The sequence below is a fragment of the Limnobaculum eriocheiris genome, from assembly GCF_021010575.1.
In the GTDB taxonomy this organism is placed as follows: domain Bacteria; phylum Pseudomonadota; class Gammaproteobacteria; order Enterobacterales; family Enterobacteriaceae; genus Limnobaculum; species Limnobaculum eriocheiris.
In genome coordinates, this window is record NZ_JAJNAG010000025.1 from 1 (window position 1) to 14,761 (window position 14,761).

13 protein-coding genes are annotated in these 14,761 nt (G+C 48.6%); 10 read left to right on the plus strand and 3 right to left on the minus strand.

Annotation, left to right across the window (positions count from 1 at the left end):
- The 10 genes from LPW36_RS11360 to LPW36_RS11405 all read left to right on the plus strand — a co-directional run.
- A partial coding sequence (locus LPW36_RS11360; RefSeq protein ID WP_338085982.1) for a DUF6708 domain-containing protein occupies positions 1-631 on the plus strand: 631 nt, incomplete at its 5' end.
- A gap of 91 nt (positions 632-722) precedes the next feature.
- Complete coding sequence (locus LPW36_RS11365) at positions 723-986, plus strand: PAAR domain-containing protein (protein ID WP_108899326.1); 264 nt, start codon at positions 723-725, stop codon at positions 984-986.
- A complete protein-coding gene (locus LPW36_RS11370) occupies positions 987-2,219 on the plus strand; it encodes a hypothetical protein (RefSeq protein WP_108899327.1) in 1,233 nt (410 codons plus the stop codon).
- Positions 2,219-5,830, plus strand: coding sequence for an ImcF-related family protein (locus LPW36_RS11375; protein WP_230609765.1), 3,612 nt, complete (start codon positions 2,219-2,221; stop codon positions 5,828-5,830). Before LPW36_RS11370 ends, LPW36_RS11375 begins: the two co-directional genes overlap by 1 nt.
- Entirely contained in the window at positions 5,820-7,400 is a 1,581-nt protein-coding gene (tssA, locus tag LPW36_RS11380; RefSeq protein WP_108899963.1) for a type VI secretion system protein TssA, read from the plus strand. Before LPW36_RS11375 ends, tssA begins: the two co-directional genes overlap by 11 nt.
- A gap of 14 nt (positions 7,401-7,414) precedes the next feature.
- Positions 7,415-9,181: a type VI secretion system baseplate subunit TssF gene (gene tssF, locus LPW36_RS11385; protein ID WP_108899331.1), complete on the plus strand. Its 1,767-nt coding sequence runs from the start codon at positions 7,415-7,417 to the stop codon at positions 9,179-9,181.
- Positions 9,145-10,185, plus strand: coding sequence for a type VI secretion system baseplate subunit TssG (gene tssG / locus LPW36_RS11390; protein ID WP_230609766.1), 1,041 nt, complete (start codon positions 9,145-9,147; stop codon positions 10,183-10,185). The genes tssF and tssG overlap by 37 nt, the downstream gene beginning before the upstream one ends.
- 17 nt (positions 10,186-10,202) lie before the next feature.
- The gene (tssJ, locus tag LPW36_RS11395; RefSeq protein WP_230609767.1) at positions 10,203-10,748 is read left to right on the plus strand and encodes a type VI secretion system lipoprotein TssJ; all 546 of its coding nucleotides are present in this window, start codon (positions 10,203-10,205) and stop codon (positions 10,746-10,748) included.
- Between the two features lie 12 nt (positions 10,749-10,760).
- Positions 10,761-11,174 (plus strand): type VI secretion system baseplate subunit TssE, encoded by a 414-nt coding sequence (gene tssE, locus LPW36_RS11400; protein ID WP_108899333.1) that lies wholly within the window; start codon positions 10,761-10,763, stop codon positions 11,172-11,174.
- Positions 11,175-11,235: 61 nt separating this feature from the next.
- The gene (locus LPW36_RS11405; protein WP_230609768.1) at positions 11,236-11,487 is read left to right on the plus strand and encodes a hypothetical protein; all 252 of its coding nucleotides are present in this window, start codon (positions 11,236-11,238) and stop codon (positions 11,485-11,487) included.
- Between the two features lie 463 nt (positions 11,488-11,950).
- Here LPW36_RS11405 and LPW36_RS11410 read toward each other — a convergent pair whose 3' ends face one another.
- The 3 genes from LPW36_RS11410 to LPW36_RS11420 all read right to left on the minus strand — a co-directional run bounded on the left by LPW36_RS11410 (position 11,951) and on the right by LPW36_RS11420 (position 14,753).
- On the minus strand, positions 11,951-13,012 hold the full coding sequence (locus LPW36_RS11410) for a hypothetical protein (protein ID WP_230609769.1): 1,062 nt from the start codon (positions 13,010-13,012) through the stop codon (positions 11,951-11,953).
- Between the two features lie 80 nt (positions 13,013-13,092).
- The gene (locus tag LPW36_RS11415; RefSeq protein ID WP_230609770.1) at positions 13,093-13,980 is read right to left on the minus strand and encodes a GTPase family protein; all 888 of its coding nucleotides are present in this window, start codon (positions 13,978-13,980) and stop codon (positions 13,093-13,095) included.
- Positions 13,981-14,303: 323 nt separating this feature from the next.
- Complete coding sequence (locus tag LPW36_RS11420) at positions 14,304-14,753, minus strand: DUF2787 family protein (protein WP_230609771.1); 450 nt, start codon at positions 14,751-14,753, stop codon at positions 14,304-14,306.
- Positions 14,754-14,761: the final 8 nt, after the last annotated feature.

Here is a 14,761-nt window from a genome sequence, read left to right on the forward strand (position 1 = left end):
AACGAATATATTTCAGTTAGGTACATATAATCCGAATACATGGCAAGATGAATATGTATCGGTTAATGTTTTATCGGGGGCAGTAATACTAACTGGAGCCTGTTTTTTTTATTTTTTTGCCACTTTATTAAATTATTCCATCTTTGCGCCAAAAGATTGCCCTATTCGGTTAAATCGTAAAACCGGGAAAGTGTATATTTATGACTATATTTTATTAAATTTAAGTACCAAAGGGCTTTTTACCTCGCCTTTTTTCAGGGTAACCCGACCGGTACAAAAAGAGTTTAACTGGCAGGATATTCAGGCGGTGCTGACCTCAATGGCGGCACCAATCAGCACCGGCGGAATGCTGCGTAGCTATGTGATCCGCTGTGTAGTGTGTAAGCCGGGCACCACTGAAATGATAGATCACTTTTGCCTGACGGCGGATAGCTCGCTGAGTTATGACGAATGGATGTGGATCAACAGCTATATGGCCTTTAGTGACGACAATCTGGATACAACTACCTTTGAAAAAGATAACGTGCCGGGTAAAGCCATTTGCTGGTTACCGGAAATAGATGAAAAGTCTAAAGTCAGTTCAATAGAAGAATACAATAAAATTCTATTAAAGAATAACCTCACGCATTAAATTCGAAAACAGCAATTCTTATTATTTAAATAAAAGATTTTATTAGATTTAATAAAGTCTTTTATTACTATTTTTAATGGAGTGTAATTATATGAAAGGTGTAATTCGGCTCGGTGATGCGACCGATCACGGTGGTAAAGTTATATCAGCCTCATCAACCATGATAATTATGGGAAAAGGGGTGGCGCGCGTTGGTGATTTAGTCGATTGCCCTCAGAGTGGTCATGGGGTGAATAAAATTATAGAAGGTGAGAGCATCTTTAAAGATCAGGGCGTAGCAATTGCACTGGATGGGCATAAAACCGAGTGTGGTTGTACGCTGATATCGTCGATTAGTAGCGTAGGAAAGTCATAAATGTCGGTTGATTTAACGCAGATCCCTCCGCCATTACCAGAGCCTAAAAAGATGAATTTATGGCGATGGGCGATCGCTTTTCTGGTTGTTATGGTTGTTGGTTCACTCGTCACTTTAGCTATTAGTCAGTTTTATTCATTAAGTGACTTTTGGCTTTGGTTCGGTTTAACCGCAGCGCCTTTTATTACCTGGTTATTGGTATTTTTATATTGCCTCTATTTGAACGGGTGTCGACAGTATTATGTTATCCAATGGAATAAACGCCATGAACAACGACGTGACGAGTTAATTACTTTTGCTCAACGTCCACTGTATGTGTTGGAAAACTACCTCTATACCCAATATGGTAAAGCCGGCAATGCTAAAGGGGTTTCCAGCCTTAGCATAACAATGGAATCCCTGAGGCCGCATGCCGGAGGAAATGCGGTTCCACATAGTGCATTACCCTTAGAACATGATGTATCAGAATCTGACTTTATCAAGCGGTTAACTACAATAGTGTCAGATATAAAAACGACCTTTGGTAAAAAACTCGTTGAATTATCCAGTGCAAATCCTTTACATATTCGGCTATTTATTGACACTCCATTGAAAGACAAGGAAGTACAGGATGTATTTCATCAGGTCTGGGAACATAGGCTGAATTACACCAGTTTATCAGTCGAGCCCACAGAGCAAAGCCACTTATTTTTAGATAAATGGTTGGATAACACGGCACACGATAATGCGCTATTGCTGGTCATTGGTTGTCATTTATTCAGTTACCCTCAGCCCAACAGCGCAGAGGTCGGTACAGCATTTCTATTGGCAGGAAAGAACATAATAAAAAATAAAAGGCTGCTGGAAGATATATTATCTAATAACCATACTATTGCCGAAGTTTTCAGAACGGAACATCAGATTGATGTTGAAAAATTATTAGATAACGCTTTGTTATGGGGGGCAGGAAATAAATCAGCATTGACCACGCTGTGGTATAGCAATATTACACCAGAAGTTAATGTTAAGGTTCTTACCTATTTCAGCAGCAAAAAAATAACTCTCAATAATCATTTTAACTTAGACACGTCGATAGGGCATGCCAACTATTGTGCCTATTGGCTTACGTTAGCTATTGCGATTGAACAGGCTATAGAGTCGAAAGAGAAACAGTTAGCCATGTGTGGGTCGTCGGATATAAGTGCTTTGGTAGTTTCAACATATATGCCGAATGAATCGATAAAGGATAAATAATGAAAAAAATTACCATTGGATGGATTCTATTTCTGCTGGTTATTGCATTGGTAGTAATATTTTTTATTTGGAGAGGGAGTTTTTCTTTTATTCAGGAACAGGAACAACAAATACTTTCCACTGCGGTTGTTGTAATTGCTTTATTGATTCTATCTCACTTTCATTATGCCGTTGCCTGGATATTGAACAAATCAGTGTTACTCAATTTTAGCCAAAATGATCAGAGTCAGACTAATTCAACAACAGAAAATAATAACGAAATCGGCTTATCCGAAACTTTTTTGGCTCTTAAATCCCACCTCCGCCACCGCTACGGCCTTTTCTCTTGGCGTCGCAAATTACGTTGGCTGTTAGTCACCGGTGAAGCGGTAGACGTAGAGCAGGTGGCACCGGGGTTAATCGCTCAGGGCTGGCAAACTAGTAACGATACGCTATTGATTTGGGGTGGTTCATCCCAAACGCCGCCGGATGAAGCGTGGTTAAAGCAGTTGAAAAAACTGCGCTGGCGCAGGCCGATTGATGCGCAGGTCTGGGTGGTGTCTGCGCTTCACTATGAGCCGACCAAAGTGCAGAAAGCGTTTCAGGATAAGGCACTGTGGCACATGCACAGCCGCAATAAGCTGTTGCGCTGGGCAGCGCCGCTGTATCTGCTGGACCTTCGCACCATGACGTGGACGCAGGATGAACGGGAAGAGCTTCAGGTGGGTACACTGTTCCCCGCCAAACCCCAGCCGGATACCCTGACCAAGCTGCTGTCAGCGGTGGTGAAACAAACCACCGGCTTGGGTATGGAGCAGGTGATGATCAACAATCGTCACGCCTTCCTGCTGCAACTGGCTCAGGATTTAGAACAGCGCGATATTCCTCGTTTGCGCGCGTGGTTACCGGCGTTTGTGACGACTCAGGGCGGTAATCAACTGCGTGGGTTGCTGTTTACGTCTAAAGTGACCCGACCCGATACGCTGGCGGAACACGCCTTTCTCCCTACGCCAGCATGGCAGGTGGTGACGGACGACAGCCGCAAAGCCAAAGGGCGGGGCGTGGGTATTCAGTGGGTAAACAGTGCGGTGGCAACGGTATTAGGTATTGTGCTGCTGTTTGGTGTGGGCTGCATTGTCTCCTACATCGGCAACCGGGGTCTTATCTCCTCGGCGGAAGATTTGGCGAAGCAGAGCACCGATCCTCGCGCCAGCCTGACCGAACGCTTAACGCGCCAGCAGGCGTTTAAACAGCAAATTTCCCAACTGCAATACCGCGCTGAGCACGGTAGCCCGTGGTATCTGCGCTTTGGTTTGAGCACCAACAATAAGCTGCTGACGGTGCTGTGGCCTTATTACCACACCGCCAATCAGCAGAACATTCAGCAGCCCATCGAGGATAACCTGTACGGCAAACTGAGTGAATTGGTGCAAATGCCCCCCAACAGCCCGGAACGCGCAGCGCTAGCCAAAGCGGGTTACGACCGGCTGAAAGCCTATCTGATGCTGTCCCGTCCCGACCGGGTCGATGCGCCGCTGCTGGGCAATATTCTGATTGAAAATAACAAACAGGCTCCGGCTACCGTCTCTGACGGCGTGTGGCAAAGCGTTGGCCCGGAGCTGATGCAGTTCTATGCCAGCAATCTCTCCCGCCATCCAGATTGGGCGATTAAGCCAGACAGAACGCTGGTTAGCGATGCCCGTCAGGTCTTGATCAACCAGATCGGTATGCAAAATGCGGAAACCTCGATTTATCAGGGCATTTTGCGGCGCGTGGGGCAAAACTACGGCAATATGTCGTTGAGTCAGGTGCTCAACGGCATGGACAGCCGCACGCTGTTTACCACCGACGAAGAGGTGCCGGGCATGTTTACCCGCGATGCGTGGGAAGGCATGGTGGAGAAAGAGATTGATAAGGCGGTGAAAAACCGCCGTGAAGAGATTGACTGGGTACTGACGGACGGCGGCAAACAGCCCGCCAACGACATTTCGCCAGAGGTACTCAAACAGCGGTTAAACGAACGTTATTTTACCGACTACAGCGCCGCTTGGCTGAACTTCCTGAACAGCATCAGTTGGACGCGGGCAGAGTCCATGTCCGATGTGATTGACCAATTGACCCTGCTGGCGGATGCGCGCCAGTCGCCGCTGATTGGGCTGATGAATACCGTCAAATATCAGGGCCAGACCGCCCAAAAAGGACGGGCATTAACCGAAACGCTGGTGAAATCAGCGCAGGCGGCGTTTGGCAGCAAAGCCAAACGGCTGGATGCCATTCCGATAGACGACGATACGCCCGTCGGCCCGCTGGATGGCACCTTCGCGCCGCTATTGCGTATTGTGCAGGCCACCACCAAAGAGGGCGGCGATAACCTTAGCCTGCAAACCTACCTGACCCGCGTGACTCGGGTTCGCCTCAAACTTCAGCAAATTACCAGCGCGCCGGACCCGCAGGCCATGACCCAGTCGCTGGCTAAAACCGTGTTTGAAGGTAAAGCCATCGACTTAACCGACACCCGTGATTACGGCAGCCTGATTGCTGCCAGTATGGGAGAAGAGTGGGCGGGTTTTGGCAGCAATCTGTTTGTACAGCCGCTGGAGCAGGCGTGGCAGGCGGTACTCGAGCCGGCGGCCATGAGCTTCAATAATGCTTGGCGTGAAAGCATTGTCGACCCGTGGTACCGCGTCTTTAATGGCCGCTATCCGTTTAAAGCCACGGCGAACGATGTTTCCCTGCCTGAATTGGGGCGTTTTTTGCGTCCCGATACCGGCCTGATTGAGCGCTTTGTCAGCACTCAACTGGGGGGAATGCTGCATAAGCAAGGGGACGTTTGGGTTGCCGATGCGTTGAACTCTCAGGGATTAACCCTTAATCCGCAGTTTATCAGCGCGTTAAATCAGCTCAGTCGCATTTCCGCCATGCTGTATGCCAACGGTGATGCGGGAATGACCTTTGAATTGATGGCACGCCCCAGCCCGGGGGTCACCAAAACCGAACTGCTGTTGGATGGCGCAACCCTGAGCTATTTCAACCAAATGGAAAGCTGGAAAACCCTGCGCTGGCCGGGCGATGCTTACACTCCCGGCGCGCAGCTAAGCTGGAGTACCGAACAAACCGGGCTGCGCCTGTTGGACAGTCCAAAAGGCAGTTGGGGCTGGGTTCGCCTGCTGGATAAAGCCAACATCACTCAACTGGACAGCACACGCTATCGACTGGTGTGGAAGGCGGATGACGGCAGCGAACTCAACTATATCCTGCGAGTTCAGAGCAATAGCGGCCCGGTCGAGCTGCTGAGTCTGAAAGGCTTCACCTTACCGGCTAACGTATTCCTGACCTCTCGGACGCCGGTGATGCCGGACGCCTCGGGAGATATGACGCAACCGGCCAAACCAGCAACCAAGACAACCGCCAGCCCACGAAAACATACGCCCGTGTCTACCGCCGACGCCTCAACGGTGATGCCGGCTAAGTACCGCAAGAAAAAGGCCGCGGCGGATAAGGTGGCGCAATCCATCGCCGAACAGGCAGCCGCGACCCCGGACGAAACGGCGACTGACGAAAGTGTACAGCCCGAACCGGCTGAGGAAACAACCGTCGTCCCGATGATGAGAAGAGAACACGATGCTAACTAATTTACTGCAAGCCCTGTTTGGCAGCCGCGACCCGCAGGAAGGGGTGAAAAAACGCATCCAGCAACATTGGCAATCGTGGTTGGTGCCAATCGAAGGGGATAACCCCACGGGCATCGACCCCAGCTATGACGACGATTTTCAACTGATAAAAGAAGAGATCGCCAAACTGTCCGGTATTGACGCCGCGCTGATTATTGAAATCAGTGAAAAGCTGCTGCAAAAGCGCACCAAAGACATTCGCGTGGCCTCTTACTACGCTTGGGCGCGCCTGCGGCTGGACGGTATTTCCGGACTGGCGGACGGTCTGGAACTGATGGCCGGTCTGGTGGCCCGCTACGATACCGCGCTGTATCCCAAACGTGCCGAAAGCAAAAAGTCGTCCATCGAGTGGTTAGCCAGCAGTAAGTTTATTGACTTACTGGACGTGCAAAACAGCTTTCAGCATCAGGATCTGGAACGTGCCATCTCTGCACTGTCGCTGATGGTTGGCTATACCAATCAGTGGGAAGGGGAACTGCCGCCGGATTTACGCGGCCTGATCCGCCTGTTTGAAACCCGACTGGAAAACCCGGAACCGGAGCCGTTACCGTCGGCACCGGTCACGCCGCTGACCAATACGGTTTCGACCAACGGCCTGAAAGTGAAGACTGAGGACGTGCGTTCATTACGGGAAGTGCTGGACCAAACCCGTCAGATTTCTGCATTTTTGCGCGAGAAGCCGGATGGCTATCTGGCGGCGTTTCGCCTGATCCGCAGTATCCGATGGGATACGGTCACGGCGTTACCCCCGCACGATACCCACTATGCGACGCGCTTAATCGCTCCCCGCAGCGAGCTGAAACAGCACCTTAATCGCCTGTGGCTCCAACAAAGCTGGATAGAACTGCTGGAGCAGGTAGAGCGTGCGTTTTCTGAGGCGGCCAACCACTTCTGGCTCGATCTGCAACGCTATGCCTGCGATGCCATGCTCAATGCTGGCGCACCCTATAGCGGCTGGCAGGAGATCTGCCTGACGGATGTGGCCCTGATGCTAGACCGGCTAAAAGGGCTGGAGCGATTGACCTACAGCGACGGCACGCCGTTTGCCGATGATGACACCCTGAACTGGATAGCGTCGTCCGCCTCTATTCGTCATCTGGATGAAGGCGAGTCTCTGGCACCCATTCCGGTGAATGTAGGGGGAAATTGGGGCGAAATCGAACAGCAGGCGATGGAAATCGCCGGTCGCGACGGGCTGGAATCCGCCTTTAACTGGATGAACAACCTGCCGGATATGGTGACTGATCGCCAACGCTATCTGCACCGTATGCTGTTGGCGCGACTGGCAGAACAGCATGGGCAGCGGGATATGGCCTTTCGTCTGTTGAATGCGCTCAATCGGGAATGTGATAACTACCGCTTAACCGGCTGGGAGCCGGATCTGGTGTTTGAACTCAAGTCGCGGCTGTTAAAGCTGGTTCAACAAAAAAGCGTACTGAAAGATGCGGATAAAACCACGCTGAATAAAGACGCCGATCAACTACTCAGTGAGCTAACGGTACTGCATCCTGCTCGCGCATTGACATTTTAAGGGCACCGACTCCAATGGACGATTTGATTAAACGCTATTATGAAGCGGAAATGCGTTATCTGCGTGAAGCAGGTAAAGAGTTTGCACAGGTGCATCCGGACAGGGCAGGCCTGCTGAATCTCGATCGGGTTGGCGACAGAGACCCCTACGTAGAACGGCTGTTTGAAGGCTTTGCTTTTCTCATGGGCCGCCTGCGCCAAAAGCTGGACGATGACCTGCCGGAGCTGACCGAAGGGGTGGTCAGTCTGCTGTGGCCGCACTATCTGCGTATTATTCCTTCGCTGGCGATTGTTGAACTATTACCAGACTTCAACGTACTGCCGCGTAAAGAGATCGTCGAGCCGGGGTTTGGGGTACAAACTTCGCCTATCGGCCCCTCGAAAACCTGCTGTAAATATCAAACCACGCAGCGGGTAGAAATACAGCCAATCAAAATTACCCGCGCAGGCATACGCAGCCATCAGGATGGGCGCTCGGTTATCCATATGCGCTTTGATTTTGGTGAGATGGCGGACAGAAAACAGATGGATCTGTCTAATCTGTGCCTGTATATCAACGCCGACACACCGGTGGCGTCAGCCCTGTACCGCGCTATGGTGTATCAGGTCGGCGCGATGAAAATCCGCTATCCCGGCTATCAGGATGGCGCGCTACAGCCGTTTAATGGGCGCATCACCCCGGCCGGTTTTTCTTCCGATGAGCGGCTGTGGCTGAAGCCGGATAATGCGTTTGGCGGCTATCAACTGCTGCTGGAGTATTTCACCTTCCGCGAAAAATTTATGTTTGTTGATTTACAGGGGCTGGATTTGGCGCAAATACCGCTAGCCTGTAACGCTTTTGAACTGGAGCTGGTGTTAAATGAAATCTGGGCTGACGACCTGCCTTTTAACGCAGAGAATATCCGTCTGCACTGTTCACCGGTGATTAATCTGTTTCCAATGGAAGCCGATCCGGTCAGAGTGAATCAATTGGACAGCGAATATCTGCTGCGTCCGCTGCTTTTGCAGGATGGACACATTGAAATCTATTCGGTGGATGCGGTGCAGTCCATCAGCCGCCACGGCCGTGCCAGCTATGTTCCCTTCACCAGCTTTCGCCATCGCGGCGGGATGTTGCGCCATGACGCGCCGGAGCGCTATTACCACACGCGCGTACGGCGCGGCGCATCGGGATTGCACGATACCTGGTTGATTCTGGGGGGACAGGTATGGGATAGGGCAGAAGAAGTCTATGATGAGACGCTCTCTCTGCGCATTACCGGCACCAACGGCATGTTACCCCGCAAGGCGCTGCGTAATGCATCAATCAATCAAATCAGCCATAGCCAAACCGGCGTGGTGGCGGTGCGTAATCTGTGTGCGCCAACCTTGCCGTGCTACCCACCGGTGAATGACCGTTTTCACTGGCGGGTGTTGTCCCATCTGGCCCCTAACTACCTGTCATTAATGAATGCCGAAGTGCTGCGCGGTACCTTGGCCCTGTACGATTGGACGGACAATGAGCTTAATCGCCGCCGTCTGGAAGGTATTGTGGAGGTGAAACACAAACCGGTACAGCGCATGACCAAGGGCATGCTGGAACGCGGGGTGGAAATTGAAATCACCCTGAATACCCATCAGTTCCCCGGCGAGGGGGATGTGGCCCTGTTTGGTGAGCTGCTGCATCAGTTCTTTGCGCTATATGCCGACCTGAATCTCTTTACCCGCCTGACGTTAGTACTTTTACCTACAGGGAAACGTTTAAAATGGACCGACAGCAAGACAGTACGTTCTCCCCTTTGATGGAAGGGCTGTTCCGGCACGTGCCGCGAATGAATTTTTATAAGTTCTGTCAGTATATTGAACAGCAACATCCTGATTTACCGCCGCTGGGCAAAACCGAAACGCCGGGCACCGATCCGGTTCGCTTTCGGCCAGTGCCGGAGATGGGGTTTCCCGCCAGTGAAATGAAGCGAGTAGAGTGGGACGCACAATTCCCCGAGCGCCCGCCGACGGTACGCACCACCTTTTTGGGACTGTACGGCGTCGATGCGGTACTGCCTTACGCCTGGCTGGATGACCTTGTTCAGCGTCAGGAGGGGCATGAGTCGCTGGAAGGGTTTCTCGATATCTTCAACCATCGGGTCATGACCCAGTATTATCGAATTTGGCTGAAATATTACTATCCGGCCGGATTTCGCGCCGGGGGGACCGATTTAGTCTCCCAGTGTTTACTGGGGCTGGCGGGCTTCGGTATCGAAGGATCTAGCGAGCAGATAGCCGCGCCGCCGTCGCGTTTTCTGGCGCTGCTGGGGCTGATCACCCAACGAACCCGCACCGGTGACGGCTTACGCTGTGTGGTAAATTTGCTGCTACCGGGCGCGGAGGTTGAGGTGCGGGAGTTCTATCCCCAGTGGTTCAATCTTGAGTCGCCCGCCCGATTACAACGGGATGAACCGGTTAGCCTACAGCGCTCGGCGGTTTTAGGCCGACGCTTTAAAGAGAGCAACAGTGCGGTTCACGTCACCATCACCCCCATCAATATTCAACAGGTAGAAGGGCTGCTGCCCGGTGAATCGATTCATACCGATTTAATGGCGCTGCTGCGGGCCTACCTCGGCTATCGTTTTGACGCCTGTATGAACATGAATGTGAAACGGTCGTTATTGCCTAAAGCACAGTTAGGGGAATCCCGGGTGCGTTTAGGGCTCACGGCGGTGCTGGGCATGAAGCAATGGGATAAGCAACATCAGGCAATAACGGTCAATCTGGGGCGCTATGTGGGTTTAGCCGCGGGACAGCAATAGAGAAAAGGAATGACAAAATGACAATGAAACAGCAAAAAAAGAATAAGTCAGTCGCGGTACTTGCTGTCGGCATGATGTTACTGGGTGGTCTGTTAACAGGATGTGGGCTGATGCAAACCGCAACGGATGGAACGGTCAGCGTCGCCAAAGCCATTTTTATTAAAGACATCAAAGTGCTACATCTGGACTTTGCTGCTCGCGCCGAGCTTAACCCCGGTGACGGCGGCGTTCCTGCTTCACTGGTGATTCGCACCTACCAGTTGGGCAAAAAGGAAAACTTTGAAAAAGCCACCTATCAAGACCTGCTGGAAAATGATGAAAAGGTGCTGGGGGCGGACTTCATCTCTCGGGATGACGTGGTGCTGAACCCGTCGTCCGCCATGGCGCTGGATTCATCAATGCATAAAGAGGCCGCGTTTGTCGGGGTGGTCGCCTTATTCCGCACGCCCAATCTGGACGATAACAGCTGGCGCGTGCTGATTGAACGTAATGATTTAGAGGCAGATAAACCGAGGCTGCTGGTGGCGAACTACGCGGAAATCGGTTTGGTTCCGGTCAAATAACAAGGAGTCACGATGGGACCGTCACTGTATGAATCCCTGATGGGGAATTTTAAATCGGGTATCGCGGTGGATGAGGTGAATGAACAGACGCAAACCATCCTCAGCGTGATGGACAACATTCAACGTATCCTCAACAGCCGGGCTGGCGCGATTAAATATCTGCCGGACTATGGCTTACCCGACCTCAGCCTGATTTATCAGGAATTGCCGTCATCAGCCCACAGCCTGATGCGGGCTATCCAGCATACGTTGCTCAAGTACGAACCGCGCCTGTATGACGTTGAACTGACGCTGGAGCCCGGTGGAAAAGAGATGATCCTCAGCTACACCTTAACCTGCCATCTAAAAGAAATAGGGCTGGTACGCTTCGGTACCTACTTTATGCCGGAAGGCAGGGCGATATTGCGGCGGTTGACGGTGCGCTAGAAAAGCAGGGATGGATGTCTTATCATAATGATGATGTGTGTTTTGTCAGGGAATAGATAAAATGACGAACGATGAAATGATGGCGTTAGAAACGCTAAAAAAGGAAAGAAAAAATAAGAATATAGAACTGCTTATGCACAGTTCTATTTCTTATATTGAATATCCGTTGAATCAAACTATGGTCATTCCGACATCTGACGGAAAAATTTGTTTTTATCCGACATCAAATAAAATTCAGCATCGGGGACGGGTCTTTGAGGGGAATGCTGAAGACTTGATCCGTTATGTCATGGAAATTAATCAGCAAACCTGAGAAGGTATATATTCAGATAAACTAAATACGCATGCTTCTCTTACATTAAGTTGAGAGGGTTCACCTGTGATATCCAGATGATGGGTACCAATTGGGCATGATATTTTCCTCTTTTGAGCATAAAAAAGAGGGGTGAATCCCGTGAGGGTATAACCCTCACGGGAAGTGATCTATAGCGTGAAAATAACGCTGATTATTTTTCTTCAGTGAAGACTCCGTGTTGATAAACACCATACGAATGATAACAATAAAAATTGTGTTGCCATAAGCTAAACAGTCTAGTCTCAACTTGGTGATAGAGGCGGTTACCAACAGATGACGCCCCATATATCAGGAGATTTTCATCGCGTTATTCAGGAGGCGATTGGCGCATATTTTAGCCAGGTATCATTTATCGCTAGGCATGAACATCCCTGTTCAAACAGTTGGGGGGCAGCGTGATGAGTTTAATTTTTAGATTTCATCAGAGTAGCTTTAATAACGCGTCTTCTAACTCGGTGGATCGTATTGGTCGTCCATAAGAATCATAAGCCACTCCTATCTCACAGGTTTCTCGTAACGCTTTGGCGATATGACGTTTATTTCCATTAAACTTGATATTGATATTTTCTTGCTCTTCGGGCGTCAGCGTTATTAAGAGGTGCTTTACTGTTTCATCAGTAAGCTGAGTGAAGACAGATTGATACTTATCGTCAATCAAACCATAGTCATAGCGCTTTTGAAAATCGACACAACGTACACTGGATTGTGTCAGTTCATTAAGCTTATTGTCTTTTAATGCATTGATAATTTCTGTTGCCAGCCATTCGCGAGAACGGCTGAGTTCTTCCGTCTCTTGCTTCCTCAACGCCTCGATATTACGTTCAATATGCGCTTTTCTATTATCTTCGCCTACAATGATATAGGCTGAATTGAATACGTTAGACACATCCTGCCAGACGATAGCATCAAGGTTATTATTACAATAATTTGTTAATTCTTGCTTGATATACCCTTCACCGTATTTAGGAGAATTATCTATTGCACTGATGATAATCGCTTCATTACTGCGCATGCCCAACTGAATGTCAATAAACTGGCGTTTTATGTCATCGTAAGTGAAAAGGCCATTATTATAGGCACGACAGGTACCATAATAGGCATCAGAAGAAAATAAGGGGTATTTTTGATTGATCGTCTTTGTGGCGACATCGGTCAGATTAGCCTTGTTATTATCAAGGCAAGCTTTATCCAGTGCGGCAGTGAGCTCTTTTCTTAATCGGTAAAAATAGCTGCCTTCCGAGCGAAGGGCATGACGATAATATATTTCTATTGGTGTACTGCCAGTATATTCCGTATCTAACTGGTGTAATGTGGATGATAGTATGCGCATCTGTGCTGCAACATCACCATTAGCCCTATAGTCATTGTATTGCGAACATGTATAGGCAGACTTCGCTTTTATTGTAGGAAGTTCAGTATCCGAACCTGCATCTCCGCATGCTTGTAGTAAAGGTATTAATATTAATGGGATAAGCTTTTTCATGTTTGAATTTCCTTTCCATTGTAAAAATGATTATTTTCAAAATAGCTAATGTTTATTAGCTTTTTTGATTAGGTGAGTTATTAGCCAAAGAAGAATCCCCACACCTTTTTAGCTGTTGATATCACCTTACTTTTGCTCGCTTTTAGCACTGTTTTAACAGGAGAAGGCAGCGGTATAACGTCTAATAAGTTATCAATGAAATTACCGAGTTCGTCGCCGAAAGCCTCTTTTGATTCTGCGACTGCCCGGCCGGTTCTGTTTTTGGGATCGACCTGTGCGATGACGTTGCTTTTGGCATGCTTTGGGAGGCATCGAATGATTTCCTCAACCAATAAATCAATGTTGTATTTATCATTTGCGGATACGGCAACAATGTGGTTTCTGGGGAAATCAAAGCATTTTTCAACATAGGCTTGTTTTTCTTTGATATTTTGAAGTTGGGAGAGGGAGGGGCAATTATTTTCTGTATCCCATTCCCGGTAGGGTTCAATTTTGTCTATTTGATTTAAGACAAAAATAATTTTGTCATCTCCCTCCTGACTGGTTTTAATCACATGGTGATAAAAGTATTCATCCGATGAGAATGCCCGGTCATCCCCTTTTAATACCCACAGTACAATATCCAGGTCAGGTAACAGTGAACGGTATAGCTCCCTGTACTCATCATCACGCTCCTGACTTTCACCAACGCCGGGAATATCAATCAGAATGAGAGACCGTTTGCCAAAGGTCAGCTTCATTCGCTTAACTTCCCGGGTGCAAGCGCCGACATCGCTGACATCACAGATATTGCTGCGAAATATGGCATTGCATAAACTGGATTTTCCGGCCCCCGTTTTTCCCATCACGCCGATGACAGGTTCGTAGTTAACCGAGTGTTTCAATTTATCAATGATTTTGTCACTGACTGACTTGGGTAAAATATCCAGGCAGGACTTAACAATATCAATGCCAGATTCATCATTCATAAGGCTTTCCTTTTGACGGAGTTTTAAATGGCATCAGTCTATCAATTCACGAATTTGGGATTGATCGTTTGTACCGATCACATCATGGTGATTGATCGTTGATGACGATCAATGAGGTTAAAAACAGCTAAATGCTATTTAACTGGGGGAATATTCTTAATATTTGCCAATATATAAGATTTATCTTGGCTGATTCAGTCCATATCACATAAATGAACGGTATTCGGTAGGATGACTATTATGGTCAGATGCTGCTAAAAGGACTGATGAAAGAGTAGATAAGGATAGCGTGGAGCATAATGATAAATAACGGCTGTACGTTTTTATGATTCCTCAATGCTTATTTTGCACTGATAGGTATCATAGGAATGGTAACGACAGAAGTTACGTTGCCAGAGGCTAAACAGTGGCCCGTAGGCAGCAATAGGTTCTGAAGTCATACCTAACTGGTAACCGATGCCCCGGCTAAAGTCAAAATCAATGGCATAAGTTGATTCGTGGCCAAATGGTGTCGGTATATAGGTAAGCTCAGTGATATAACAAATATGCCAGCGATTATCCTGTTTTCTTTCCAGTCTAATCTCAACAGGGCGGTAACCGCCCGATTTTGCCGTATAATCTGCATTGTTGTAATTGAGCGTAATACTGAAGACCTTAGGGTGACGTTCTATCACATTTGCCAGTAGCGTAATGAAAGGTTTAAAAATCGGTAAATCACAGGTGATGGTTAAGTGTGATACTTTTCTTTTTAATCGAGTAGATTTCAATTTCATAAATAATT

Coding starts and splice junctions, on each gene's coding strand:
- LPW36_RS11365 (WP_108899326.1), top strand. CDS start 723: ATGAAAGGTGTAATTCGGCTCGGTGATGCGACCGATCACGGTGGTAAA.
- LPW36_RS11370 (WP_108899327.1), top strand. CDS start 987: ATGTCGGTTGATTTAACGCAGATCCCTCCGCCATTACCAGAGCCTAAA.
- LPW36_RS11375 (WP_230609765.1), top strand. CDS start 2,219: ATGAAAAAAATTACCATTGGATGGATTCTATTTCTGCTGGTTATTGCA.
- tssA (WP_108899963.1), top strand. CDS start 5,820: ATGCTAACTAATTTACTGCAAGCCCTGTTTGGCAGCCGCGACCCGCAG.
- tssF (WP_108899331.1), top strand. CDS start 7,415: ATGGACGATTTGATTAAACGCTATTATGAAGCGGAAATGCGTTATCTG.
- tssG (WP_230609766.1), top strand. CDS start 9,145: ATGGACCGACAGCAAGACAGTACGTTCTCCCCTTTGATGGAAGGGCTG.
- tssJ (WP_230609767.1), top strand. CDS start 10,203: ATGACAATGAAACAGCAAAAAAAGAATAAGTCAGTCGCGGTACTTGCT.
- tssE (WP_108899333.1), top strand. CDS start 10,761: ATGGGACCGTCACTGTATGAATCCCTGATGGGGAATTTTAAATCGGGT.
- LPW36_RS11405 (WP_230609768.1), top strand. CDS start 11,236: ATGACGAACGATGAAATGATGGCGTTAGAAACGCTAAAAAAGGAAAGA.
- LPW36_RS11410 (WP_230609769.1), bottom strand. CDS start 13,012: ATGAAAAAGCTTATCCCATTAATATTAATACCTTTACTACAAGCATGC.
- LPW36_RS11415 (WP_230609770.1), bottom strand. CDS start 13,980: ATGAATGATGAATCTGGCATTGATATTGTTAAGTCCTGCCTGGATATT.
- LPW36_RS11420 (WP_230609771.1), bottom strand. CDS start 14,753: ATGAAATTGAAATCTACTCGATTAAAAAGAAAAGTATCACACTTAACC.